The 25450-nt window shown below is 69.5% G+C and carries 27 protein-coding genes; 14 read left to right on the top strand and 13 right to left on the bottom strand.

Going from position 1 to position 25450, the window contains the following annotated elements; all coding sequences use genetic code 11:
• Positions 1 to 4 precede the first annotated feature (4 nt).
• Complete coding sequence (locus AB0O21_RS02490; RefSeq protein WP_365165208.1) at positions 5 to 640, top strand: hypothetical protein; 636 nt, start codon at positions 5 to 7, stop codon at positions 638 to 640.
• A gap of 54 nt (positions 641 to 694) precedes the next feature.
• Here AB0O21_RS02490 and AB0O21_RS02485 read toward each other — a convergent pair whose 3' ends face one another.
• From AB0O21_RS02485 to AB0O21_RS02425, 13 genes are all read right to left on the bottom strand, one after another.
• Positions 695 to 862 (bottom strand): hypothetical protein, encoded by a 168-nt coding sequence (locus AB0O21_RS02485; RefSeq protein WP_365165205.1) that lies wholly within the window; start codon positions 860 to 862, stop codon positions 695 to 697.
• 85 nt (positions 863 to 947) lie between these two features.
• Positions 948 to 2399, bottom strand: a complete 1452-nt coding sequence (locus AB0O21_RS02480; RefSeq protein WP_365165203.1) for a WhiB family transcriptional regulator — start codon at positions 2397 to 2399, stop codon at positions 948 to 950.
• 125 nt (positions 2400 to 2524) lie between these two features.
• Positions 2525 to 3136: a hypothetical protein gene (locus tag AB0O21_RS02475; RefSeq protein WP_365165200.1), complete on the bottom strand. Its 612-nt coding sequence runs from the start codon at positions 3134 to 3136 to the stop codon at positions 2525 to 2527.
• Positions 3133 to 4200, bottom strand: a complete 1068-nt coding sequence (locus AB0O21_RS02470; protein ID WP_365165198.1) for a hypothetical protein — start codon at positions 4198 to 4200, stop codon at positions 3133 to 3135. Before AB0O21_RS02470 ends, AB0O21_RS02475 begins: the two co-directional genes overlap by 4 nt.
• Complete coding sequence (locus AB0O21_RS02465; protein WP_365165196.1) at positions 4197 to 4826, bottom strand: hypothetical protein; 630 nt, start codon at positions 4824 to 4826, stop codon at positions 4197 to 4199. Before AB0O21_RS02465 ends, AB0O21_RS02470 begins: the two co-directional genes overlap by 4 nt.
• 199 nt (positions 4827 to 5025) lie before the next feature.
• Positions 5026 to 5664: a hypothetical protein gene (locus AB0O21_RS02460; RefSeq protein WP_365165195.1), complete on the bottom strand. Its 639-nt coding sequence runs from the start codon at positions 5662 to 5664 to the stop codon at positions 5026 to 5028.
• On the bottom strand, positions 5661 to 6287 hold the full coding sequence (locus AB0O21_RS02455; RefSeq protein ID WP_365165192.1) for a hypothetical protein: 627 nt from the start codon (positions 6285 to 6287) through the stop codon (positions 5661 to 5663). Before AB0O21_RS02455 ends, AB0O21_RS02460 begins: the two co-directional genes overlap by 4 nt.
• An 11-nt stretch (positions 6288 to 6298) precedes the next feature.
• Complete coding sequence (locus AB0O21_RS02450; RefSeq protein WP_365165189.1) at positions 6299 to 8587, bottom strand: hypothetical protein; 2289 nt, start codon at positions 8585 to 8587, stop codon at positions 6299 to 6301.
• A 52-nt stretch (positions 8588 to 8639) separates the two neighbouring features.
• Positions 8640 to 9197, bottom strand: a complete 558-nt coding sequence (locus tag AB0O21_RS02445) for a hypothetical protein (RefSeq protein ID WP_365165187.1) — start codon at positions 9195 to 9197, stop codon at positions 8640 to 8642.
• A 56-nt stretch (positions 9198 to 9253) separates the two neighbouring features.
• The gene (locus AB0O21_RS02440) at positions 9254 to 12235 is read right to left on the bottom strand and encodes an ATP-binding protein (RefSeq protein WP_365165185.1); all 2982 of its coding nucleotides are present in this window, start codon (positions 12233 to 12235) and stop codon (positions 9254 to 9256) included.
• 7 nt (positions 12236 to 12242) lie between these two features.
• Complete coding sequence (locus tag AB0O21_RS02435; RefSeq protein WP_365165183.1) at positions 12243 to 12791, bottom strand: hypothetical protein; 549 nt, start codon at positions 12789 to 12791, stop codon at positions 12243 to 12245.
• Positions 12792 to 12872: 81 nt separating this feature from the next.
• Entirely contained in the window at positions 12873 to 13142 is a 270-nt protein-coding gene (locus AB0O21_RS02430) for a hypothetical protein (protein WP_365165180.1), read from the bottom strand.
• Between the two features lie 62 nt (positions 13143 to 13204).
• Positions 13205 to 14923, bottom strand: a complete 1719-nt coding sequence (locus AB0O21_RS02425) for a conjugal transfer protein (RefSeq protein ID WP_365165178.1) — start codon at positions 14921 to 14923, stop codon at positions 13205 to 13207.
• Positions 14924 to 15190: 267 nt separating this feature from the next.
• Between AB0O21_RS02425 and AB0O21_RS02420 the strand changes: the two genes are divergently transcribed.
• From AB0O21_RS02420 to AB0O21_RS02360, 13 genes are all read left to right on the top strand, one after another.
• On the top strand, positions 15191 to 15631 hold the full coding sequence (locus AB0O21_RS02420; RefSeq protein WP_365165175.1) for a hypothetical protein: 441 nt from the start codon (positions 15191 to 15193) through the stop codon (positions 15629 to 15631).
• 48 nt (positions 15632 to 15679) lie between these two features.
• Complete coding sequence (locus tag AB0O21_RS02415; protein ID WP_365165173.1) at positions 15680 to 16303, top strand: hypothetical protein; 624 nt, start codon at positions 15680 to 15682, stop codon at positions 16301 to 16303.
• Positions 16300 to 17313: a hypothetical protein gene (locus tag AB0O21_RS02410; protein WP_365165171.1), complete on the top strand. Its 1014-nt coding sequence runs from the start codon at positions 16300 to 16302 to the stop codon at positions 17311 to 17313. Before AB0O21_RS02415 ends, AB0O21_RS02410 begins: the two co-directional genes overlap by 4 nt.
• 61 nt (positions 17314 to 17374) lie before the next feature.
• Entirely contained in the window at positions 17375 to 17998 is a 624-nt protein-coding gene (locus AB0O21_RS02405; protein ID WP_365165168.1) for a hypothetical protein, read from the top strand.
• Between the two features lie 47 nt (positions 17999 to 18045).
• Positions 18046 to 19008, top strand: coding sequence for a hypothetical protein (locus AB0O21_RS02400; protein ID WP_365165165.1), 963 nt, complete (start codon positions 18046 to 18048; stop codon positions 19006 to 19008).
• Positions 19009 to 19060: 52 nt separating this feature from the next.
• Entirely contained in the window at positions 19061 to 19684 is a 624-nt protein-coding gene (locus tag AB0O21_RS02395) for a hypothetical protein (RefSeq protein ID WP_365165163.1), read from the top strand.
• The gene (locus AB0O21_RS02390; RefSeq protein WP_365165161.1) at positions 19681 to 20688 is read left to right on the top strand and encodes a hypothetical protein; all 1008 of its coding nucleotides are present in this window, start codon (positions 19681 to 19683) and stop codon (positions 20686 to 20688) included. Before AB0O21_RS02395 ends, AB0O21_RS02390 begins: the two co-directional genes overlap by 4 nt.
• 58 nt (positions 20689 to 20746) lie before the next feature.
• Positions 20747 to 21370 (top strand): hypothetical protein, encoded by a 624-nt coding sequence (locus tag AB0O21_RS02385; RefSeq protein ID WP_365165159.1) that lies wholly within the window; start codon positions 20747 to 20749, stop codon positions 21368 to 21370.
• A complete protein-coding gene (locus AB0O21_RS02380) occupies positions 21367 to 22380 on the top strand; it encodes a hypothetical protein (RefSeq protein ID WP_365165156.1) in 1014 nt (337 codons plus the stop codon). Before AB0O21_RS02385 ends, AB0O21_RS02380 begins: the two co-directional genes overlap by 4 nt.
• A 59-nt stretch (positions 22381 to 22439) precedes the next feature.
• Positions 22440 to 23078 (top strand): hypothetical protein, encoded by a 639-nt coding sequence (locus AB0O21_RS02375; RefSeq protein ID WP_365165154.1) that lies wholly within the window; start codon positions 22440 to 22442, stop codon positions 23076 to 23078.
• A complete protein-coding gene (locus tag AB0O21_RS02370; protein ID WP_365165151.1) occupies positions 23075 to 24097 on the top strand; it encodes a hypothetical protein in 1023 nt (340 codons plus the stop codon). Before AB0O21_RS02375 ends, AB0O21_RS02370 begins: the two co-directional genes overlap by 4 nt.
• A 60-nt stretch (positions 24098 to 24157) precedes the next feature.
• Positions 24158 to 24565: a DUF4913 domain-containing protein gene (locus tag AB0O21_RS02365; protein ID WP_365165148.1), complete on the top strand. Its 408-nt coding sequence runs from the start codon at positions 24158 to 24160 to the stop codon at positions 24563 to 24565.
• Between the two features lie 191 nt (positions 24566 to 24756).
• A complete protein-coding gene (locus AB0O21_RS02360; protein ID WP_365165146.1) occupies positions 24757 to 25449 on the top strand; it encodes a hypothetical protein in 693 nt (230 codons plus the stop codon).
• Position 25450: the final 1 nt, after the last annotated feature.

The raw sequence follows: 25450 nt of genomic DNA, 5'->3' as shown, positions 1-25450 counted from the left end.
GGACATGGCCGACGACACGACCGAGGCGATGCGCCGGGCCCGCGAGGCACGGCTCAAATACGGCAAACCGGCAGGCCCGCCCGTGCCCCCGGCGCCCCCGCCGCCTCCCCCGCCCCCACCCCCGCCGCCCAGGCCGCAACCCCAACCCCAACCAGAACCGGTAGCGGCCCGCTACACACCCCCCTCGCCCCGGTCCCGCGCCGGGCTCGGCGGCCTCGCCGGAGTGGGCCAGGCCGGCGCCCTCACCCTCCTCCTCTGGCAGCTGCTCAGCGCAATCAACTGGACCCTCCCGTTCCAGAAGGCGGCCGAGCTGTCGGTGCACTGGCGGTTCCCGCACGAGCTGGCCGCGCGGGAGAGGGCCTGGGCCGAGTTCCCCGAGGTGCGCGACTTCGTCCTGTTCCAGGGCCCCGGCCGCGACCACCCCTGGCTCTACCCGGCCTGCGCCGTGCTGCTGCTCCTCCTCGTACGGCTGGCCAGGCCGCCGGCCGCACTCCAGGCCCTACTGGGCTCGGCCGTAGCCCTCTACGGCCTCGCAGCCCTGGTCGCGAGCGGCCCGCCACTCCTGTCCCTATGGCCACTGACCGCCGTACTGCTGCTGCTCAGCGCCGGGCTCCTGTACTGGATCCGGATCCGGGTGTAGGCGCGACGCGCCCGGCGGTGCGGCGCGTCGTGCCCGGCCCTCGGCGTCCGCCCCTCACTCCACCGATTCGGTGGTTCCGTCCGGGTGGATCAGAAGGTGGATCGCGCCGCCGTAGCGGTCGTCACTGATCGTCGCCGAGGCCGGGCCGCCCAACTGCTGGGCGCGCTGCTGGAGGATCGAGATGATGATCTCCTGAATGTCGACGAAGGGCGGAGCGGTCACGGGTACGCCGTCGATCAGCCCCGCGCTGTGGGAGAAGACGCGGACTTCGGCGGCCGGGTGCGTGGGATGGATGGCGTGTGTCCCTTCAGGAGCTCGCGGCGAGCACGCCGGAGGATGGAGAGGCCACGGCGTAGGTGCCGCGGGATATGCGCAGGAGGCGACCGGACTTGGCCATGGCGGACAGGGCGTTGCTGACCGACTTCGCCGGATCGTGGTACGCCCCCCGGGGCAGCGCGAGCAGGACGTCCCGGCCGGTGAAGGGCCCCGGGAAGGAGCCGACCGCCTGCTCCACGGCCCGGCGCAGGCTCGGCGCGTTCCACGAGGCCTCCGGAAGCACGCTCCCGGAGGCGAGGTCCGGCACAGACCGCAGCGGCGTATCACGGTAGGCGCCGCCACGGGTGCGGTCAGGGGCCTGGAACCGCGGCGCGTCGGCGGCGTACTGCTCGATGTGGACGCCGAGTCTGCCCAGGGAGGCGTGCACAGCGGCCAGTTCCGGCCCGTGCGGGCAGCCGCCGCCCGTGGCTTCGGCGCCCGTGGCATCGGCGCCCGGGTCGGCACCGTCCGGCGCGGTGGTCAGCACCGCCGTGAGCACCTCGATGCGGCGAATCGATTCTGCGAACCGGTGCAGCAGGGGTTCGAAGATGTCGTGGCGCAGCACGGAGAGCGGGTCGCTGGTCGCGAGCTCGGCGCTCACCGATCCGGTGAGGCCGCCGCCGGCCGCCGGGTGGTACGGCGCATCCTCACCCGAGGCCGTCCGCCACGCCTCCAGGCAGCGGCGCACCTCCCTCAGGGCATCGAGGAGTTCGGGCCGGAGCCCGGCCGCGGGCATGCGGACCAGCATCGCCGCGATCTGCTCGGTGGCTTCGAGGGTGGGCAGCGCGGAGCGCACCAGCGGACCGAGTACGGCCTTCTGCACGGCGCGGGCCGGATCGTCGAGCGAGAATGTGATGCGTTCGCCTGCCGGGGCCGCCATCGATACCTCGTGTGTGTTGACTCGCTGTTGACCGGTCTTCGGCTCTCCACTTGCCGCCGACCGGTGTGCCTTGCCGTTCACCGGGACGCCGCCCGGCCCCGCACGCGTACCCTCGCCCGCCGCCGAGAGGGCGGGCCGGTTCACCCAGTGTTCCTGGAGCGCGTGGAACGCCTCCAGTACGGCATCGATGTCGACCTCCGCCGGGCGCTCCCCACCGACCGGCCAGGAGGACAGCCGCCCCTGCCCGTCGCCGATGCCGATGCGTCGGCGGATCCAGCGCCGGTCCTGCCGGGTGGTGGCCGCCGCGTAGCCGCCGGGATCGGACTGGGTGACCGCGTCCCGCAGGCATTCCGCCCAGAGAGGGCAGGAGGAGCAGAGCTGTCGGGCGGCATGGGCGAGTGCCTGGCGCCGCCGCGTCTGGAGCGGGAGCCCGGCCCCGCCGGCGGGCGGATTCGCGAGCAGCGGCTGGCCGAAGATGTCCGGCCGCCGCTGGCAGGGCAGCGGCGTGGAAGCACCGGCCACTTGAAGGGATGTCGGCGGTGTCGTGCGTACTGTCGTGACCATGGAACTCTCCCCCGAGGTGATCAAGACTCAGGGCGACTCTAGAGCAGGCCGAATGCCGCCTACAAAGCTGTCTCAAGTAGATGGATGTGTATAGGCCACGGCGACAGTGACGGTTCATCAGTCAACTAACGGTCCGTATCGGCGGCCGCTACAGGGCGTCGCGCACGGCGCTTCAGCCGTCCGCCCAGCCGCCGCACCGCGGCGAACCCACCGCCCCGGGCGGCCAGCACCAGCGTCAGGCCGAGGAACCCGAGCGGAACGGATGCGGCGGGAACGACCGTGCCGACCGAGGACGTCACGAGGAGGACCACGTCCGCGAGCACCACGGTGAGACCGCGCCGACCGGGGTGCGCCTTGGGGATCCAGGCCCCCAGCAGGGCCATCAGGGAGAGGGCCCAGTACCCGAACACGCCCTGCCCGCTGAACATCCCGCTCGCCGCGCCGCCGGCTATCTCGGCTGCGGAGGCGAAGAAACCGGCGACGCCCGCGGTCACGAGCGTCGAGGCGAGCGCGAGCAGCAACTGCCCGCGGCGGCGCATCAGCCACAGCAGCACGCCGAGGACCAGCAGCGCGCACACCGTGATGAACGAGGACATGCTGGTCGCGGCCAGCGCGAAGACCGTGTAGGCGGCGGCCAGCCCGAAGACGATCCGGCGCAGCAGCCGCACGGCCCAATCGTCGTCGCGCTCCTGGCGGAGGAAACGACGGAGGGAGTCGAGGGAGGGGCGAGGGGTCATGCCGGACCGTCCATACCTGTTGTGCGGGAGGGGGCGCCGAGGCCCGGAGCTGCTGCGGGTGCGGGTACGGGTGCGCTACCGGAACCCAATGCGGGGGTCTGGGCCTTGGTGGTCGTGAGCGGCTGCTTGAAACCCATCTGCCAGAGCGGGGTACGCACGCTCTTCGGCGGAGCCTGCAGCTCAGGCGCCTTGACGGCCTCGGCCGCGGCCTGCCCCGGGGCGACGACCTCGGTGATCTTGTCGATCTGAGCGTTGCGCGCCTCGGGGGACTCGGCCGCGAAGGCCTGCGGGTCGATGTACCGGGGCAGGGTCGGGTTGTCGAACTGCGCGACGGCACGCACGGCATTGGTCCCGGCCTCGGCCCGGGTCACCTCCGGCCACCCCTGCTTCGCCTCGTAGGCGAAGTGGATGTTGTGCAGGCCGACCTTGGCGTTCTTGCAGAGCTCACCCAGCTCTTGCTGGTGGAGGATCGACCGGGTGTCGGCATCCTGCCCGAACACGATCGCCCGGCCTTCGGCCAGGCCGGCGTAGGTCTCGGAGATCTTGGCCCAGGTGGCTTTGGCGTAGCCGGGGTGGAATCCCGCGTCCGCACCACCGAGTTCCCTGATGACTTCAGGTTCCCAGAGGAACATGTCATCGAGCTCACGACCGCCTTGGGTCGTCTCCAGCGTCTGCACGGCACCGGGATTGGTCTCGTTCTGCTCGGCCGCCCACTCTTCCGCGATGAAGCGCTGGGACAGGAACGGGACGTCCCAGTCGTTAAGCGGCGCTTCCTCGTGCTCGATGCCGTACGACCAGAAGGCGCTGATCGGCTTCGCCCCGTCAGGCGGAGTGAGCTTGGTCTTGTCCGCGGCCAGGCGGTCGATGTACTGCTTCTCCTTTGACTCCAGGATTTTCCCATCCTCCGCCAGCTTGTCCGTCAGTCCTGCTGCCTCGGCGGCGGCGCTGATACGCCGTGCGACGGACTTCGGTTTGCGTGCGGCCTTTTGGGATGCGGCATCCCGCGCGTGCGCCCGGCGCAGAGCACCTTCCTCGATGTGCTTCGGTATCGGCTCCGTGCTCACCGCCGACCCACCTTCAAGCGACGGGGATAGACGTCGAAGTACATGTTGGCCACTCCATGGCGGGACCCGCCGGCGGTGCCCGTCGCGGGTGTGATGGTCAGGCTGGCGAGGGCGCCGTCCGGAGCGCCGAGCTCCCAGTAGGCGATGCGGTAGGGGGACTTGTCCTCGATCCGATCCTCCTCGTCGGGGATCGCGTACAGACCGAGCTCGTCAGGGAAGGAGGTAGAGTCCCAGGCACCTTCCCAGGCCGGCTCACCCAGAACCGAGGACGCGGCGTCGCGGTAGAGGGGCCAGATCTGGGCAGCGTCAGCCAGTAGCTGGGGATTGCCTTCCGGGCCTCCGACGGCCGTATCGCCCCACACCCAGTGGGAGACACTCTGCACGGGCGCCCAGCTGCCGCCCCTGGCGTTCAGAGTCATCTCGCCACCGGTATCGGTAACGACGTTGAGGACATACTCGAACTGGGTGGGCGTCCAGCCGAACTGGGCACACCACATGTCCAAGCCCTTGCCCGGCAGCGGCGGACCGTTCCAGACCGTCTCCCAGCGGACATCCGCCAGCCCCCGCAGCTCGGCGATCAGTTGCTCTGGGGTCCGGTTCGCCGGCCGTTCGAAGGGGGTACCCATCTCGTTGTCTCTCTCTCGCGTCTCGTCCGTCACAGCAACCCGCCCGGGCCCGCGATCACATCGGGATCAGCCGGACCGTGGCAGGTCAGAGAGATCGTCCCACCACGCGAGCGCCAGTCCGTATCGACCCGGACCTCACGCCGCGACTTCGCCCTTCGGCGGGCACCTTCCTCTGCGTACTTCGGTATCGGCGCCGGGCTCACGGCCGACCGGCCTTCAGGGGACGGGGATAGACGTCGAGGTACATGTTGACCACTCCGTCGTCGGTCCCGTCTGCGGTGCCCGTCGCGGGTGTGATGGTCAGGCTGGCGAGGGCGCCGTCCGGAGCGGCGAGCTCCCAGTAGGCGATGCGGTACGGGGTCTTGTCCTCGATCCGGTCCTCATCGCTGGGGATCGTGTACTCGCCGAGCTCCTCAGGGAAGGAGGTGGAGTCCCAGGCGCCTTCCCAGGCCGGTTCGCCGAGCGCCAAGGAGGCGGCGTCGCGATAGAGGGGCCAGATCTGGGCAGCCTCGGCCAGTAGCTGGGGATTGCCTTCCGGGCCACCAACTGCCAAAGCGCCCCACACCCAGTGGGAGACACTCTGCACGGGCGCCCAGCTGCCGCCCATGGCGTTCAGAGTCATCTCCCCGCCGGTGTCGGTAACGACGTTGAGGACATACTCGAACTGGGTGGGCGTCCAGCCGAACTGGGCACACCACATGTCCAAGCCCTTGCCCGGCAGCGGCGGCCCATTCCAGACCGTCTCCCAGTGGACATCGACCAGCCCCCGCAGCTCGGTGATCAGTTGCTCCGGGGTCCGGTCCAGCGGCCCTTCGAATTCCCGCGTCTCGTCCGTCACAGCAGCCAGCCGGGGCTGCCGATCGGATCGGGGTCGGCCGGCCCGTGGAAGGTCAGAGCGATCGCCCCACCTCCCGGACCCGGGCCCGCCGCCCGGCAGTACAGATCGAGCACGATCACCGGAGCGAGCGGGTTGGAGTATCGCCACTGGGCGAGACGGTACGGGGCCTGCCGCTCCAGCCGCTCCTCGGCGTCGGGCCACCGGCCGGGAGCGGGCGGCTCCGGGAAGTCGGGGCTGTCCCAGGCGCCCTCCCAGCCGGGCGCGCCCAACGCGGAGGTGAGTTGGGCGAGGTGGGCCGCGTAACGGTCGAGGGCGAGCGGTACGACGCCCTCGTCCTCGGACGTCGAGTCCGCCCTGACCCTCCAGGCGATGCACGAGGCGCGGGTCACCGGCCGGCCGGGGCCGCCGGAGGAGGCCAGGTGCAGGCGGCCTCCCCCGGGTGTACGCACCCACAAGCCCGACTGGAGCCACAGGGGCTTCCAGCCGAAGCCCGCGCACCACTCTGCGAGCCGATCCTCGCCCTCCGGCATCCCGGTCCATACGGTGCGCCAGTCCACGCGCAGCAGCTCGGCCAGCTCGGCGGCGAGCTGCTGCGGCGGGTGGTCGGTGATGACACTGGCCATGTCAGGGTTTCCTAGCTGGATATCCGGCCACCGCCGTCACGCGGCGGCGGGGGCTGGTGCGGCGGGGCCGGCGGTCGCGGCTGCGGCTGCGGCTGCGGGGTGCGCGGGTCGGCCGGACGCAGCGGGGGCCCGTCGACGATGTTGACCCGCCCGGCCGGGCGCGGCGCCGGCTGAGGTGCCGGGGCCGGCTGAGGCGCGGGGGCGGGCTGGGGCGCGGGAGGCGGTCCCTGCTGCGGCACGGGCGCGCTGGAGGCGCTGACCCGCCCGCTGCGGCGACGGGGCGCCTCGGCGGCGGGCGCCTCTTCGGACTGGCTCTCCTGCCGCTGCTTCAGCTGGTCGTACTGGTCCTTCTGGAGCTCCGCCGACATCTGCCCGGCCTTGCGCTGCCCACGCTTCGTGTTGCTCGGGGCGATCCAGCCGCCCTTCTGCAGCCTTCCGCCGAGCACGACCTTGTCCATGCCCCGGCCCACGTTCCCGCCGATCCGACCGGCCACGCGGCCCGGAGCCCTGGCCGCGCCGGCCGCGACATTGCCCGCGAGGCGCTGACCCTGCGCGCCGATCTTGCTGGACAGCGTGTTCGCCATGTCGCCCACGCCGAGGCCGTCCTCCGCGCCCGCGATCTTCGGGCTGTAGCTACCCGAGAGGAGCTTCTTCAGCATCATCACGACGGCGATCGTGACCAGCAGCAGCATGAGCAACTGCATGCCGAGGGATATGCGCGCAGGCAGGATCATCTGGTACAGGACGAGCAGCACGGTGAGGATGACACCGAAACCGGCACGCAGCACGAAGCTGTGGATGAACGTCTCCAGCCAGCCCTTGAGCAGCTTCTGCTGGGACGGATGGATGCCCAGTGTGGCGATCAGCGGCAGCATGATGATCAAGATCAGGGTCACGGCGTGCCACAGCAGCGTGAGCGCACTGAGCACAATCACCATGAGGCCGACGATCAGCGCGGCAATCAACGAATAGAACGCGATCCCGAGCCGGTCCCCGGCATTCTTGCCGGCCCATTCGTCGAAGGCGACCGGGTAGACCTTCCCGTCCGGCCCGCTGTTGTTGTTGTTCTCGCCACCCGCCATGTCATAGCGGATGGGGATCCACTTGTCCTTGTACTTGTTGAGGTCGCGCTGCTCTTTGTCGGGCTCGTTGATCTCCTTGTTGGTCCGGGCCTGGGACACCAACTGGCGCATCCGGAGGTCCTCACAGCGTGCGCTCCCCTTGATGCCCCAGTCGCACTTGTCGTCGCGACTCGTCGGGACGCACTTGCCGTCCCTGACACCGCCCTTACCCGTCCTGAAGATGCACTCGTTGCCGGGCTGGCCGAACTGGCCCAGGGCCCACGGGCGGAATACCAGCGTGTCGTACATGGCACAGCTGTTGGTGCGCACACCCCTGTTGTGCACCTCGTCCTTCACGGGCAGGTCGCAGGGGGGCTGCATTTCCCCGGCGAGGCCACCGAGAACCGCCTCGCTGAGGAGGGCATTGGCCTTGGCGATACCGGAGTCCGCCGTATCGATGAACTTGTGGTAGTTGCCACCGGTGAGCATTGTCACGACGGCAACGGTGGTCAGGGCTGCCCAACCGACGCCCGACCAGGCCTCTCGCATCTCGTTCTTGCGCCACTTGCCGAACACCCAGATTCCAGTGAGCGTGATCATGAGGGGAACGGCGGGTTTGAAGAGGTTTTCCCGCAGCGTATCCACAGCGTTGTCGCGCCCCTTGTACAGCCCCTCGAACGGGCTGGGGTTGGACGCGTACTCCTTGATGGAGATGGCTGCGCGGGCCAGCATCTTGGTGCCGTCGAAGACTATGTCCGCTATGCCGTTGGTCATGTAGTCCATGACGGAGCAGTTGTCGGCGCCGTTGGCTTTGTACCACTCCGTGCCCTGGGATGCGTCTCCCCGGCCCCTCATGGTCATGGACCAGTTCATGCCACGCATGCCCGCGAGCTCATACATCGTGTAGTTCTCGGCAGGGCCCGGCAGATTGGCAGGGTGGTCGAACAGACCCGTCGTGTCAGTGAGGTTCTTGCCGCGTTGGTTCTCCCACTGCTTGACGGCCGGGAGTACCGATTCGATGACGCCGGGGTTGTCCATCTGGTAGTCGTCGTCGCCCGTGAAGGAGCAGGAAAAGTCGATGGCGCGTGCCGTGTTGGGCACGGCCATCGTCAGGGCGAGCAGCGCGAACATCAGGAAGGCGCCGACCCGCACCACACGCCCGGCCGCCTTCGCCCGTTCTCGGGGCGAGGGGCGGGCGGAGAGGTCTCCACGTGACTTGGCGCTCCGGCGCACGGACATCAGCTTCCTTCTGGAGTTCCGCAACGGACGAATGGGCGGGCGGTGATGTGAGCTACCCAGGGAAGTAGTCCGTCATGATGCAGCCCTCGACGGTGCCTTCGCGCTTGAGGTAGCCGCTCGGGATCTCGGCGTTGAGCTTGGCGCTGCACGACGCGACGAGCATTCCCGAGGACTTCAGTGCGCGCGAGGGTTCGTTGGCATTGGGAACGACGGCGAAGTCCACCCCGACGAGCGCGACCGCATCGCCGTCCTTCCCGGCTGCGTCGTTCGCTTTGAGCGCCTGCTGGAACTTCTTCATGTCGGAGATGGCCACCAGAGCCATGTCCCCCCTTTCGGCGTTGCAGTACATTTGCTCCTTCACGCCCGCTCCGGCGCCCTTGGGGACGTCCTCGAACTGCTTGCCCCCGTGCTGGGCGTCCGGCGCGTACTTCGTCAGCTCCGTGCAGGGCGTGTACTGGTTGACGAACCGCTCCATCGCGGCCATGTCCTTCGCCTTCGGCAGGCTCTTGCCGCCGCCCCCGGCGACGGCCTCCCCATCCCCGCCGCAGCCCGTCAGGGACGCAAGCGCGATGAGAGCAGCTCCGGCGGTGAGGGTCCTGGTCAGGCGCATGGTGTCTCCTTGGGTTTGGGTACGGCGTGCGGATCGGGCCACAGCGTGCGGCGGCATCACGTCGAGGAGGCCGCCCCCGCCGAGGCCGCAGCCGCCTCGGCGGCCTCCTGCATGAACGTCCAGTCCCACACGCTCAGCGGCGGGTCGATCCCCTGCCGGGCCGGGCGGGTCGTGCCGTTGGTGTCCGTGGCGGCGAGGATCTCCTTGAAGACCAGGTCCACGGCGACCGTGCCGACCCGCTTGTCGACATCACGCTGCAGGCAGACACCGGTACGGAGCTCCTGCAGGGCCGAGACGACCTTGGCGTCGTTCTCGGGGCGGCCCAGCAGTGGTGCCACCAGCGAGGCCTCCTGTGCGGACTTCTGCTTGAAGGCGAAGACGGTGTGGATCTGGTTCGCGCCACCGCTGCGGGCCTCGGAGTCCTCGATCTGGACGAGGTCGATGGCCTGCTGGGTGATCAGGACGGTCACCGCCAGGTACGAGCGGCCCTGCTTCAGGGCGCGCCGCATCAGGTCGCGGCCGCTCTCGGTCGCGGTGACGACGTACGCCTCGTCGACGAAGAGCGCCTTCGGGCGCAGGCCGATCTCCCCCGTCACCGGGTTCTTCTCGTAGCCGACGTCGAGCATCTGGCTGCCGAGCTCCACGACCGCCATCAGCGCCGTGGCGGCCAGCCGCTCCGCCGGGTTCCAGTTGCGCGGGTCCGAAGAGGACGGGGACTGGAAGCCGCGCAGGGTGATGACCGTGCGCCGCTTCCGCATCGCGGACAGGTGCTGCGGGCGCTCGGCGAAGGCCAGTCGCGCGTACGGCAGGGTGCGCAGCTCGGTGAGGAGCATCTGGGCGAGCTTGAGGTCCTTGACGGCCTCGCGGTCACCCGTGGACACCGCGTGGTCGTAGGCGTTCACGACCTCGTCGACGACCTGCCACAGCGTCGGCCGCGGCACCTTCTCCTCGGCCTCGCGCGCGGTCAGCCCCTGCTCGGTGGCCTGCCGCATCGCGGAGTTGTACCAGCCGACGACGGTGGCCATCGCCTCGATGACGGGAAGACGCACGCGCTGGTAGTCCTCGTCGCCGAGGAATCCGCGCAGCATCGACTCGGCGAGCAGCCGGCCCGACGGGACGTCGCGGGCAACCACCCACGGGTCGAGCACGCCGGCCTGGCCCTTGAGGAGGTCGACGACCTCGGTCTCGGCCCAGAACTCCGGGTTGACCGGCTGGAAGCGGCTGGCCTCCGTGGCCAGGAGGCCCGTCTCGGCGTCGTGCGCGAAGGCCGGGTCGTTCACCTGGGAGCCGAACCCCAGGTAGTAGCACATCTGGGCGAAGTCGGTCTTCGGGTCGATGACCAGGCAGCGCACGCCCGACTCCGACTCCTCGTAGAACTTCTGCAGCGCGAGCGAGGACTTGCCACCGCCGGACGCGCCGACGATGGCGAGACCACCGCCGTCGTTGCGGGCCGGGCCGACGTGCAGGGAGTAGTGGACGGGCATCTTGCCGGCCCAGCCGACGAGGTTGCCCACCCAGCCGAGCCGCTTGCCCGAGCGGTGTTCGGGATTGTCCCCGAGCTCGGTGCCCGCGGTGGGCAGCCCGGCGCCGAGCTGCTCGACCTCCTGTAGGCGCAGGTACGGCGCGACGGGCAGCTTGGGCGCGTCGCCCGGCAGTTGGGACTGCAGGAGCCGCCACTGCTGGCGGGTCGGCCGCAGCAGGGTGACCTTCAGGTCCTGCTTGAACTGCATCTCCAGGACGCGGCGCCGGCGCTCCAGCTCGCCGAGGTCGGGCGCGGAGATGGTGAAGCGGATCTGCGCCTCCATGCCCGGCATCTTGTGCTCCTCGACGTCGTCGAGGAGGTTCTGGGCACGCGTGACCTGCTGGGCGAGCTGGGTACCGGGCGACCGGCCGGAGTTGGCCATGTCGTTCATCTCGTCGACGAGGTTGCCGCTGATCTTCTTCGCCCGGTCCTTGAACTTGAGGTACGGGATCAGGGTGAACCGCATGTCGATCTCGACCGGGAAGTCCACGTGCTGGGACGCGTAGCGCGCCCAGGCGGTGGACTGCCGGAAGCGGGTCTCCGTGGGCCAGCTGGCGGCCACCAGGGTCGTCGTGTAGCTGGTGTGCTGCTCGCCGGTGACCTCGTCGTACTGGTGCAGCACGATGTGCGTCTTGTGGTTCTCACCTGAGAAGTCGACGACCAGGTCGAACTGGTCGGGACCCCAGGAACGGGACCCGAGCACCGGCTCCGGCGGCACGGCGAGGTCGCCGTGGAGCGGCTTGCGGATCAGCCAGACCAGCTCCTCACGGGCCAGCGGCGTGCCCTTCAGGCCCTCGAGGCTCTCGTGGACCTCCCGCGCGACCTGGGTCCACTGGGCCAGCAGGCCCGGGGACAGGTACTCGTCGTGGACGCCGGTGGCACCCGCGACCGCCTTGTCCGCGGCACCGCGCACGGCTGCGGTCAGGCCCGGGTCCTCGACCGGGTCGTCGCCGCCGGGCAGGACGCCGGTGCCGTTCGAGCCGCGCTTCAGCGATCCCAGCTTGACCAGCAGGACGTTGCGCTCGCGGGTCGCCCCGATGCGCTCCTGGTACTCCGCCTTGCGGAGGTTGTACGCCTTGTAGTTGTCGGTCGGGTCCCAGGCCACGGTGTTGAGCTGGTCCGCCCATTCCACGGCGGTGATCGGCCGGTACACCTTGCGGTAGTGGCACTCGACGTTGCGGTCACCGCGGGCGAGGTTGAGCAGGCCGCGGGCGGGGCCCTCGGCCATCGCCTGGAGCTCGGTGGCGTTGAGGTACTCGTCGATGGCGGTGGGCAGCACGAGCCCGGTCCACACCGATTCGCCGTGGACGAAGATCATGTCGTCGGCGTAGCGGTAGGGCAGCCGCATCTCCTCGCGGCGCGTGGGCTGGCCGTCCTTGTTCCGGGAGCCGCCCGATTTCTGCGCACCGCCGCCCGACCCCTGGCCGTTCTTGGCCTTCTTGGAGCCGGCGGAGGCGATGATCATGGCGATCACGAAGAAGGCGACCGCCCCGCCCAGAAGCATCATCATGATCATGAGGGATTCATCCTGCGGTCTCGGAGTGTGCGGTTGCGGGGTGGCCGGGGTACGACGGCTCGGCGTGCGCCTGGGCGGCGTACGAGGAACCGTGCTGTGCCGCGGTGGCCAGGGCCTCTTCGTACTGCCGCTGCCAGCGCGGCGAACCCGGCTGCCAGAGGATCACCTGCCAGCGCAGTTCCTCGGGCTCCCGGTCGGCGGCCAGCCCCTGCAGGCGCTTGGGCTGGAACCAGTAGTCGGCCCAGACCACCACCTGCTGGCTGAGGGTGAGCGCGGAGGGCAGCGGCCGGCCCCATACGAAGTAGACGCCGACCGGCGGCCCGATGTAGAGCACCGACGTCACCACCGAGATGCCCAGGAAGGGCAGGAAGGCGGAGAGCGAGAGCAGCGTCACCAGCCACACGATGGCGAAGCCGAAGGCCGCTCCCAGCGCGGGCAGCAGCAGGCCGGGAAGCGGGATGTTTCCCCAGTTCCAGATGCGCTTGGGCCGGTTGAGCAGATCCGTGTGGTCGTAGGCGACCATCGGCTCGGGTTCGTCCTGCGTGTCCTGTGCCATCAGCCGGTCCCCCTCTCTGACGTGGTTGCGGGCCGCGAGTCACGGGTGCGGGCCGGACGGAAGTGCCGGCCGCTCCCGGGCTCAGCTCTTGCCGCCGCCGCCACCGATCTGGCCGCCGAGGGAGATGAGCAGACCGGCGAGACCGGTCGCGCCGCCGATGATCAGGGCGGCGAGCGCGATGATGCCGAAGCCCTGGAAGGCCTCGCGCATGCCGTCGCCGCGCTTCATCGAGAGCAGCATCCGGATGCCGAGGATCAGCAGGGCGCAGATCGCCACGGTGGTGCCGATGCCCGTGAGGATCGACTGGATCTCTCCGAACATGTCCTTGAGAGTGGTGGCTGCCAGGTACATGGCGTTGTCCTTTCACTGAGGTGTGCGGGAGCGGCGTGGGGGGATGCGTCGGTGGGGCGCGGTCAGGGAGTCTTGGGCGCGCCGGAGGCAGCGGGCGCGCCGGATGGGGCGGGCGCCGTGCCGTCGCCGACAGCCGGAGGGTTCTCCTCCGGGGCGGCGGGCGCCGTCGCGCCGGCGTCGGCGCTGCCGCCCGTCGGGTCGAGGACCCCGCCGCGGATGTCCTTGATGAACCAGCCCTGGGCGGTGTTCACCACCGTCAGGCGGTAGGAGCGCTTCACGGTGGTCGTGGGGGCCGGCGTGCCCTTCGCGGGGGCGGCACTGCCGCCCCAGACGACCGTCACCCGCGCCTGGACCGTCTGGCCCTGTCCGTAGGTGATGGTGGCGTTGGGCTCGGTACCGGCCGGGGCGATCGCCACGACCTCCTGGACCTCGGGCGAGGCCAGCGCACCGGCCAGGCCCGTCGTCGCCGACTGTGACGCGTCGGTGCTCGTGAAGCGGGTGAGGCCGGTCGTGTCGGAAGCAGCCCAGGCCTTGAAGTAGCCGGGCAGGACCTTCTCCTTGAGCTGGTTGGAGAGCGTCTGGTCGACTTCCTCGTCGTCCCTCTTCACCGTCGGCACGCTGCCGCGCGAGGCGAGCGGCATCTCACCGACGTCGCCGGCGATGCGCAGGCCCGTACCGGTGGCCGGGTCCTTCACGTACACCGGTACGGAGAGGGTGGTGATGCGGCCGGTCGACAGCTTGACCTGGATGCCCAGGTAGCGGCCGTTGGCCCCGTACTCGGGGAGTTCCTCGATGGTCCCGTCCCAGTTGGCCTGGCGGACGCTCTGGGTGCCCTGGCCGGTGATGCCGCAGTCGCGGTCCACGCCGGCGGAGGTGTAGCGGGTCAGGGCGTTGCGGCGCTTGTCGGCGGTCTGCGGCGAGTACGTCATGCAGAGCGTGACGTACTCCTCCGCGAAGGTCGCGGCGGCCTGGGTCGGGAACTCCGTCAGCCGGTACCGGGCCACCTCTTTGTCGTTCAGGTCGGCGCTCTGCACCGCGACGGACGACTTGCCGATGACCAGGCCCGCGACACCGCAGGAACCCAGAGCGAACACGCACGTGGTGATCAGCAGCGTCGCGCGGAGGGCCACATGGGTACTCCGGCCCTGGGCAGGCAGCCGCCCGCCGGGGCGCGGCACGTCGAATCCCGCTCCTGCGGCGGCCCCGGCACGGGCGGGTGCCCCGGTCCGGGGTGCGGGCCGGCCGCTCGCGGGCGCGCCGGCCGCCGTCTGCGCCGGAATGGGCGCGGGCCCCGGAATGGGCGCGGGCGCCGGGGCGGGGGCCTGACTGCCACGGCCCTGCTTGCGGCCGTCACGCTCGGCCTTCTTCTGCTCGTACGCGGCCTTGCGTTCGGCCCGCTTGGCTTCCTGGGCCGCCTTGCGCTGGTCCTTCTTCGACCCGCCGGCCGGCTGGTTCACCCGCGGCGGCAGGACCGGCACGGCGGCTTCGGCGGGCGGTACGTTGCCGGGCCGAGCGGTGCGCACCCAGGCCGCGGCCACCTGCGCGCGCGCGGCGTCCGAGGACTGCTGCGGCGGCGCGGGGTGGCCGTCCTGATAGCCGTAGGGAGCGGACACCTGCTGCTGGGACTGCGGAGTCTGCTGAGAATGCTGCGCATGCGCCTGCGCATGCTGCGAGTCGGCGTGCCCCGCGGGGCCGAACTGCCCTCCCTGCCCGGAAGGCTGGCCCCCGCCGACCCCGCCAGCAGAGCTGTTGTGGTCCGTCATCGAGTCCGTCTCTCCCACGCGTGTGATCCCCCTCCGCCCGCCGGCCGGCCGGCGGCCCCTGGTGATGCCAGGTGCGGAACGGCAGTGTGGCAAACGAAGACGACAACGCCTCTCCCCTTTTCCCCACCGGGAAAGAACGAGGAAAACCGGGGAAAGAACGAGGAATCCCTGGACGGGAGTCCCTGGCCCCCGGAGCAGGCCGTGCCACCCTGCGCTCCGCCACAATGAACGGTCGTGCCCGGGTGCCGGGCGCCAAGCCGCCCCCGACCCTGCGAAGGACGAGAGTTGAGCGACCAGAACGCCCTCCCCGAGGCGCCCGCCAACACGGTGCCCACCCCCGTGGCCGAGGCCCAGCACGCCTGGATCGACGGCTATGAGCCCGGCAACCCCTGGCAGTCGAAGCTCTGCCTGAGCACCCCGCACGGCACCGTCGCCTACCCCCTCACCCCGCACACGATGCCGGAGCTCCTCGAGGGCTTGGTCATGGTGGCGCAGGCCCAGCAGGGAACGATCGGGGTGCCGGACCCCGACGGCGACGACGCGGCGGAAGACCTGGACGACGGCCAGGAGTCGGCCCAGGGCACGAGCCTCCACGACGGCCGCGCCGCCCGCGTGACCGGCTGGGCCGTGGTCCACGACCTCTGGGAGAAGGGGGACCAGAATGTCCGCTTCATCATGGGCGCGGTGGTCATCGGCCTGCTGATACTCGGGATCATTCTGTCCTGACGGCATGTCACGATGCCCAGACGTACACCGAGCAAGGAGCTTGAGACGATGCTGACGGAGACATCGGGCCGCACGGCCCAGGACCTGGCCGCCGAACTGGAGGGCCTGCGCGGGGTGGACTGGGCCTCGGTGTGGGAGGGGCCGCCGCAGGGCGGGTCGGTGCAGTGCCGCGAGTGGTGCGAACGCTACGGCTGGGAGGCGCAGACGGTCGAGCGCAATCTCGTCGTGCACAGTCGCGCCGGAGGCAGGTTGACCTTCGCGTCGAACGGCAACTGGAATCCGATCTATCGCGTGACCCACTGGGCTTGGCACCTCAAGGCCGACGACGCGTCGGAGAATCCCGGCCTTCTGACCCACGCCGCCGACGAGTGGCCCGCGTTCGTCAAGGCAGCCGAGAGCGTGCTGGGGCCGGCGGCCTGGAACGGGCCCTGGGACGCACCGGACTTCCCGGAACCGCCGGAGCCCGCGTTCTGGGAGGACCACGACTACCGCCACGAGACCCGCACCCCCTACCGGATGGCGTACTGGAAGCCGATCGGCGAACACCCGGGCCAGGCACTGATCGTGCTGACGCAGTCTGTTTCGTTCGGGGCTTGGACCACCACCACACCGGGCGGCTCACGGATCAAGCTGACCGTCCACGCCCCTGAGGGCTCACGGAGACACCTGTGAGGCCCGATGCGCCCCCTACGCCTGAGGAAATAGCCCGGGCCTTCGTCCTTCAGCAGGCCCAGGCCGACTCGGAACCCGGGACCCCGCAGGAGGGCGCCAAGCTGGCGGACAAGATCTACCAGGACTATCTCGCAACGGTCGAACCGAACACCGAGGGGCCGGGGCTTCTGGCGTTCATCGAGAATCTTGCAGGAGAGCGCTCGGTCACCAATGCGGACCGGGGCCCCGACCGTGCGTTCTGGTCCTATGTGTCCGAGCTCGAGGGCACGGACAAGCCAGTGCCCAACCGCTTTCTGGCAAAGGCGTGCGGAGAGTCGCGCAACCTCCAGGTGCTGGAGGACACTCCGGCGGGCCACCAGCTGAATTCGTACTGCCTCGGCAACGACAACGTCGTGACTGCCCTCAGCGCGCACTTCGACTTCGACGAAGCCGAACTGGACGCCGTCCACGGAGACGCCTGGGACACCCTGTCAAAGCGGTACGCCCAGGAGACCGAAGGCATGGCGGTCGGCTTCGCCGCCGACATCACGAAGGGCTCGGTACTCGGCAGGATCGAGGTCCCGGAACTGCTCGCGAATTCCAAGGTCGGCAAGGAGGGGATCAAGTTCGCGACACCGCTGCCCGTGAACCCGAACCTACCCGCCGAGATGAATACGTTCATGGCCAACGACCCCGTCCGTTGCCAACTACGCCTGGAGGACTGCAACGACCCCGAGCAGTCCCCCGAGGAATTCGCGATGAAGCTGCACGCCATCGACGTCCCCGAGGACCAGAAGGAGGCGCACGGGCGCATCGTGGACCGGCTGTCGACAGCCGACAGCTACAAGGACCTGAACCCGGCGGCCCCCGAGGCGAAGCGGCAGAGTGTGCGCACCAATTCCTTCCTGCCCGGCGTGAACGTGAGCCACGGCATCATCCCGGCGCCCCGCAGCGGCCTCACCAGCCACGGGGCGATCGAGCCGACGGTGGCCCCGCACATCGCCCCGAAGCCCGCCGGGATCGAGACCTGAGCGCCAGGTCTGCCACGATGCGGAAACGCGCACTCATGTACCGAGCAAGGAGCCGAAGAGGATGCTGACCGAGACGACTGGCCGTACCGCCCAGGACCTCGCCGCCGAACTGGAGGGGCTCCGGGCCGTGGACTGGGCCTCGGTGTGGGCAGGTCCACCGCAGGGCGGGTCGTCGGAGTGCCGCAAGTGGTGCGCGAGGTATGGCTGGGAGCCGCAGAACGCCGACCGCAACCTCGTGGTGCACAGCCGCGCGGGGGGCAGGTGGACCTTCGAGTCGAACGGCAACTGGGATCCGGTCTACTGCCTGACCCACTGGGCATGGCACCTCAAGGCCGACGAGGCATCGGAGAACCCTGACCTGCTGGCCCACGCGGCGGAAGAGTGGCCGGAGTTCGTGAGGGCAGCCGAACGCGTGCTGGGACCCGCGGCATGGAACGGCCCCTGGGACGCACCGGACTTTCCGGACCCCCCGGAGCCGACGTTCTGGGAGGACCGCGCCTACCGCCTTGAGACCCGTACCCCCTACCGAATGGCGTACTGGAAGCCGATCGGCGAACACCCCGGCCAGGCCATGATCCTGATGGTGCAGTCGGTGTCGTTTGCGGCCTGGACCACCGACACACCGGGCGGCTCACGGATCAATCTGACCGTGCACGCTCCTGAGGGCTCGCGGAGGCGTCTGTGAGAGCCGATGCTCCTCCGACACCTGAAGAAATAGCCCGGGCCTTTGTCTTGGAGCAGGCACAGGCCGACGCTGAGCCTGGCACCAAGCAAGCCGGCGCCGCACTGGCGGGCAGGATCTACCAGGACTATCTGGCGAAACACGGGCAGGACAAGGACCCGCCCGGTCTTCTGCAGTTCATCGAGAATCTCGCGCAGAGCGAGTCGGTCACCAATGAGGACCGGGGCCCTCACCGTGCGTTCTGGTCCTATAAGTCCGAACTTGAAGGTGAAAGCAGAGCCGTACCCAACCGCTTTCTGGCGCGGGCGTGCGGAGAGTCCCGCGGCCTCCAAGTACTGGAGGACACCCCAGCGGGATATCAGCTGAATTCGTACTGCCTCGGCAATCAAGCAGTGATGCTATCCCTAGCCCAGCACTTTGACTTCGATGCGGCCGAACTGGACGCCGCCCACGGTCAGGCGTGGGACACGCTCTCGGACCGCTTTGCCAAGGCGACCGAAGGCCTGGCGATCCCCTTCGCCGCTGATATCACCAAGGGCTCCGTACTCGGAGCCACCGAGATGCCGGCGCTGCTCCAGAACTCCGAGGTCGGCAAGGAAGGCGTCAAGTTCGCCACGCCCCTTCCCCGCCATGAGCACCTGCCTCCGGACATCGATGCGTTCATCTCCAACAACCCGGTCCGCTGCCAGCTGTTCAAGGGGGACTATGACCCCGAGAAGTCCCCCGGTGACTGCGCCCAGAGGCTGGCCTCCATCGACGTACCCGAGGATCAGAAGGCGGCGCACAAGGAGGTCCTGGACCGGCTGGAGGCGGCCAACAGCTACAAGGAGCTGAACGCCCCGGCCCCCGAGCCGAAGCCGAAGGGCTTGTCCGCCCAGGCCAAGGCCTTCCTGCCCGGCGTGGCGGTCGGCCGTGGCGTCGTCCCCGCGGCACCCCGCGGCCCCACCGGCCACGGTGTGATCAATCCGGTGGCTGCGGAAATCGCGCCCAAGCAGACCGGGATCGAGCACTGACCGCGCGTCTGCCACGATGCCCACACATGTACCGAGCAAGGAGCCGAAGAGGATGCTGACCGAGACGACTGGCCGTACCGCCCAGGACCTCGCCGCCGAACTGGAGGGTCTCCGGGCGGTCGACTGGGCCTCGGTGTGGGCAGGTCCACCGCAGGGCGGCTCGTCGGAGTGCCGCAAGTGGTGCGAGCGCTACGGCTGGGAGCCGCAGACGGCCGATCGCAACCTGGTGGTGCACAGCCGCGCCGGCGGCAGGTGGACGTTCGAAGCGAACGGCAACTGGGACCCGGTCTTCCGGCTGACCCACTGGGCATGGCGCGTCGAAGCCACTGAGGCAGCCGAGAACCCCGGTCTGCTGGCCCACGCGGCCGAGGTGTGGTCCGAGTTCCTGAGGTCGGCCGAGAGTGTGCTGGGGCCGGCGGCCTGGAACGGCAGCTGGGACGCACCGGACTTCCCGGAGCCGCCGGAGCAGGACTTCTGGCCTGACCGGGCCTACCGCACCGAGACGCGCACCCCCTATCGGATGGCTTACTGGGAGCCTGTGGGCGAACACCCCGGCCAGGCATTCACCATCCTGAGGCAGTCCGTTTCCTTCACGGCCTGGACCGCCGACGCACCGGGCACCTCTCAGATCCGGCTGTCCGTGCACGCCCCTGAGGGCTCGCGGAGGCGTCCGTGAGACCCGAAGCTCCGCCCACCCCTGATGAGATAGCCAGGGCGATCGCTTTCGAGCAGGAGCACGCTGAGGCGGAGCCTGCCAACGAGGCCGCCGGACGTGAGTTGGCGGCCAGGTTCTACCGTGACTGCCTGTCGGCTCAACCCGGGAAGGACGTACCGGATTTACTGGGGTTCATCGAGCATCTCTCCAAGGAGGAATCCGTCACCAATAAGGACCGTGGCCCCCATCGCGCCTTCTGGTCCTTCAAGTCCCAGCCCGAGGGAGCGGACAGAGAGATACCGCACCGATTTCTGGCGCGGGCATATGGAGAGTCACGCGGCCTCCAAGTGCTGGAGGACACTCCGGCGGGAAACCAGCTGAATTCCTACTTCCTCGGCAATCCGAACGTGGTGGACGCCCTCGTCGAGCACTACGGCGTCAACGCCGACAAACTGGGCATCGCCCACGGCGAGGCCTGGGACACGCTCTCGGACCGATATGCCGAGGCGACTGAGGGATTGGTCATCGCCTTCGCTGCCGACATCACCGAGGACTCGGTACTCGGCAAGACCGAGATGCCGAAGCTCCTCCAGAGTGCCAAAGTCGGCAAGGAGAACGTCAGATTCACAGTTCCGATGCCCCAGCATGAGCACTTGCCCCCGGACATCGATGCGTTCATCGCCAACGACCCCATTCGCTGCCAGCTGCTCATGGGGGACTACGACCCCGAGCAGTCCCCCGAGGAATTCGCGATGAAGCTGCACGCCATCGACGTCCCCGAGGACCAGAAGGAGGTGCACGGGCGCATCGTGGACCGGCTGTCGACAGCCGACAGCTACAAGGACCTGAACCCGGCGGCCCCCGAGGCGAAGCGGCAGCGTGTGCGCACCAATTCCTTCCTGCCCGGCGTGAACGTGAGCCACGGCATCATCCCCGCGTCCCGCAGCGGCCTCACCAGCCACGGGGCGATCGAGCCGGCGGTGGCCCCGCACATCGCCCCGAAGCCCGCCGGGATCGAGACCTGAGCGCCAGGTCTGCCACGATGCGGAAACCCGCACTCATGTACCGAGCAAGGAGCAAGAAATGCTGACGGAAACGACGGGCCGCACGCCCCAGGACCTGGCCGCCGAACTGGAGGGCCTGCGCGGGGTGGACTGGGCCTCGGTGTGGGAGGGGCCGCCGCAGGGTGGGTCCTCGGCGTTCTACAAGTGGTGTGACCGCTACGGTTGGGAGCCGCAGCCGGGCGACCGCAACCTGGTCGTGCGCACCCGCAGCGGCGGTAGGTTGACCTTCGAGTCGAGCGATCTCTGGCACCCGGTCAATCGTCTGACCTACAGGGCCTCTCGTCTGGCCGCGACCGACCCCTCTGACAACGCGGCGGTCGTAGACGGGGCCGCCCAGGCCTGGCAGCAGTTCCTGGAGGCGGCCGAGGGCGTGCTGGGCCCTGCGCAATGGACCGGCGCCTGGGATGCGGAGGACTTCCCCGAGCCCCCGGAACGGGCGTTCTGGGGGAACCGTGACTTCCGGCTGGAGACCCGCGATCCCTACCGAATGGCCTTCTGGGCACCGCTGGGTGAGCACCCCGGGCAGGCCTTGCTCGTGTTGGACCAGGCAATCTCCTTCCAGGCTTGGTCCTCCGACGCACCAGGCGCTTCGGTGATCGTTCTCAAAGTGCACGCCCCTGAAGGTTCGAGGAGGCGACGGTGACCCCCGACGCTCCTCCCACCCCACAAGAGATAGCGAGAGCCTTCGAACTGTGGGACGAGCACCTCGCGTCGATACCGGACGACCCGGCTTCGGCACGGGCACTGGCGGAGCGGATCTACCAAGACTGCCAAGCAACGGTGCCGTCCGGCGAGCCCGCTCCCAAGCTTCTGGACTTCATCGCGAATCTGGCGGAGACAGGCTCGGTCACCAACGAGGACCGGGGACCTGTGCGCGCCTTCTGGTCTCATGAGTCCCAGCCCGAAGGCGCCGACAGGCCGGTGCCACACCGCTTCCTGGCCAGGGCCTGTGGAGAGTCGCGCAACCTCCAGGTACTGGAGGACACCCCTGCCGGACACCAGCTGAACTCGTACCACCTCGGCAATCCCCTCGTGGTCGATGCCCTGGAACGCCACTTCGCGTTCGACGATGAAAAGCTCGCCACCACTCACGGCGAAGCCTGGGACACCCTGTCGAGGCACTTTGCCAACGCAGCCGAAACCAAGGTTGTCGCCTTCGTACCCGACATCAGCGCAGAGCGTTCGGTGCTGGGTCGGGACGAGATGCCGCTCCTGCTCCAGAACGAGAACGTCGGCAAGGACGGTGTGAAGTTCCCCGTTCCGCTGCCCCGGCATGAGCACATACCGGCAGACATCGACGCGTTCATCGCGAACCCCTCTGTCCGCAGCCAACTGGTCATGGAGGACTACGCCGAAGAGAAGTCCCCTGAGGCATTCGCCGTGAAGCTGAACGCCATCGACGTCCCCGAGGAGCAGAAGGAGACCCACGAGCGCATCGTGGACCGGCTGTCGATGGCCACCAGCTACAAGGAGATGCTGGGTCAAGAGGCCCCCGAGGCGAAGCGGCCGAGCGTACGGACCAATTCCTTCCTGCCGGGCGTAAACGTGAGCCACGGCATCGTCCCCGCGGCCCGCAGTGGCCCCGCCGGCCACGGAGCGATCCCCCCGGCCGCCCCACAGATAGCGCCGAAGGCCGCCGGGATCGAGCACTGACCGTCAGGTCTGCCACCATGCGCACGCGCACACCCGCACCAAGCAAGGAGCTGAAGAGGATGCTGACCGAGACGACCGGCCGCACCGCCCAGGACCTCGCCATCGAACTGGAGGGCCTCCAGGCGGTGGACTGGGCCTCGGTGTGGGCCGGCCCGCCGCAGGGCGGGTCTCCCGAGTTCCGCGCGTGGTGCGCGAGGTACGGCTGGGAGCCGCAGACCGTCGAGCGCAACCTGGTCGTGCGGACGCCTACGGGCGGCCGGCTGACCTTCGAGTCCGGCGGCTTCTGGAACCCCGTCGAGAGCCTGTCCCACTACGGGTGGCAGGTGAGGGCCGGTGCCGCGCAGGAGAACCCCGCCGTGCTGGACCTGGCCGCGCGGACCTGGCCGGAGTACCTCACGGAGGCCACCTCGGTCCTGGGCGCGCCCGCGTGGACCGGCTCGTGGGACGCCGAGGACTTCCCGGAGCCCCCCGCCCCCGGCTACTGGCCCGACCGGGAGTTCCGGATGAAGACCCGCCGCCCGTACCGGTTCGTCTACTGGGCCGGTGCGGTTAGCGGTACGGGTAGTGGTCCGGCCGAACCGTTCGTCGTGCTCAGCCAGTCCATCGCGTTCCCCACCTGGGCCGCGGACATGCCGGGCGCGTCGGCGATCTCGCTGGAGGTCCACCCGCCCGTCGAAGTCCTGCGAGCCCTTCGATGACGGACGCGGCTCCCCCGACCCTGGAGGAGATCACCCGGGCGATCGCCCTGCAAGAGGCGGACCGCGCGGGCAAACCGCGGACCCCGGCCGAGGCGGAGGCGGTGACCGCCCGCATCTACGCGGACTGGCGGACGGCGTACGCCGAGGGCCGCGCCACCCCGGACCTCGCCTCGTTCATCCGGTACGTCGCCGCGAACCAGTCCGTCACCAACGAGGACCGCGGCATCACGCGTGCGTTCTGGTCGTGGAAGTCCCAGCCCGAGGGTGCGCCCCAGGTCGTGGACCACCGCTTCCTCGCGCAGGCGTGCGGCGAGAGCCGGTCCTACCAGGTGCTGGAGGACAGTCCCGCGGGGCGGCAGCTGGACTCGTACCAGCTGTGGGAGCCGTCCGTGAAGGAGGCCTTGGTCAACGACTTCGCCCTGGACGCGGCGGACGTCGATGCCCTCGCGCCGGAGGTGTGGGCCACCATTTCGGGACGCTACGCCGAAGCGGCCGAAGGGCCGGTGGTCGCCTTCTGCGCCGACATCGGGGCCGGCTCGATCCTCGGGAAGGACGAGCTGCCGCGGCTGCTCGCGCACGAGAAGGTGGGCAAGGAGAACGTCGGCTTCCCGCTGCCCGCGCCCCGCCACGAGCACCTGCCACCCGAGGTGGATGCGCTGATCGCCGATGACTCGCTGCGCTGCCAGGTGCGCATGGAGGACTACGACGCGCAGAACACCACACCGAAAGCCTTCGCCGCGAAGCTCGGAGCCCTCGACGTACCCGAAAACCTCCGGGAGGCTCACACGTCCGTGCTCTCCCGGCTCTCCTCGGCCAACAGCTACGACGAGTTGAACGCGCCGACCACACCCGAGCCGCTGAAACAGCAGAACCTGCCCGCGCGGGCAAGTGCCTTCCTGCCCGGCGTGACCGTCCGGCCCACCGCCGCGCCACCGAGCCCGCGCGGCCCCTCCACACACGGCGTGAGCAATCCCGTGGCCGCCGAGGTGGCGCCGAAGGCCGTCGGCATCGGGCACTGACTCACACCCCACACCCGCACCGTTGACCTCGAACCAAAGTCCCGCACGGAGGACTCACCCATGAGCACAAGCACCGAGGCGCAGCAGGCGTCCGGCGAGGAAGTGGAGTTCTACTTCGCCGATGTCTTCGTCTTCGTCTCCGACTACCTGTCGCAGATGGTGCGGCGTCGTGTGAACGGCTCGACCGCCACCTGGTGTCCACGCTGGTGGGAGCACCCCGAGGCGGGCGCCCGGCTGTCCGCGCTCTGGCTGGCCTGGGAGCACCTGCGGCACGATCCCGCCCTGGGCATGTCCACCTGGTGGCTCCACCACGCCGATCCTCATCTGCGGGTGCTGATGGATGCGGACATGGGACCGTTCGCTGCCTGTTCGCCCAAGGACGGGCACACGGCCTACCCCTTCGAGCCGCTGCCCGTCGATCCCTACGACCCCGATGAGGACGACAACCCCGACGCGCCCGGCGCGTGAGCGGGACCGGTGAGGGTTCCGAGAATGCCTTCACCGATTCTTCGCAAGGATTTCGCGCACGCGGCCCGCCCCGAACGCCTGGATTTTTCCTCACCCTTTCCCCGTCTTTCCTCGCGGGGAAAAGGCCTGCGCCATCCGCCGTCCCTCCCCCTACCGTGTCCGGGCGACCTGACTGAGGGAGGCCCGGGACGGTGGAGTCACCTGCCGAGAACAAGCGAAGCGCGGCACTTGCACTGGCGGTACTGGGCGTTCTGCTGATCGCGTCCCTGGTGATGCTCACCGTCTTCAACGGTGACGACGACACCAAGAACCCATCCGACGGCAAGGCTGCCGGGACCTCCTCGCCGGGCACGGGCACCGGTACGTCCGGTGGCGGCGGCAATGGCGGTGCGGGGCAGCAGACCGGTGCGAAGGGCGCCGACGCCGTGCCGCCCATCGTCACGGCGGAGGAACTCGGCGAGGCCCACCGGGCCATGGCCGCCTACATGAGCGGTCTGGGCACGTACAAGTACACCGATCAGAACGCCGCCTGGGCGAAGCCCCTGCTGGAACTGACGGTCGGCGACGACCAGATGAAGGGGCAGACCGCCCTTCCCACCGGCAAGGACTGGGCCAACTGCCAGGCCGCCCGCTGCTCGTCCGTGGGGAAGGCGACCGTCGTCCGCGACGGGATGATCGCCCAGGACCTCGTCAACGGCGGCGGCAGCCTGGTGTCCAGTGTGGTCTCGCTGACCGCGACCCGTTCCGAGAACGGCAAGGAGACCCGTACGGAGACCAACTCCTGGCTGGTGAGCTGCCGTAAGCAGTCCGGCGTCTGGAGGGTGTCGACGTTCAGCCTCCAGGGCCTGGGCAACGTGGGCGCGTCCGACAAAGCGGGGGAGTGAG

The sequence above is a fragment of the Streptomyces sp. NPDC091371 genome, from assembly GCF_040684275.1.
In the GTDB taxonomy this organism is placed as follows: Bacteria; Actinomycetota; Actinomycetes; order Streptomycetales; family Streptomycetaceae; genus Streptomyces.
Note: the sequence above shows the minus strand (reverse complement) of the source record. Positions and strands in the feature narration are given on the sequence as shown.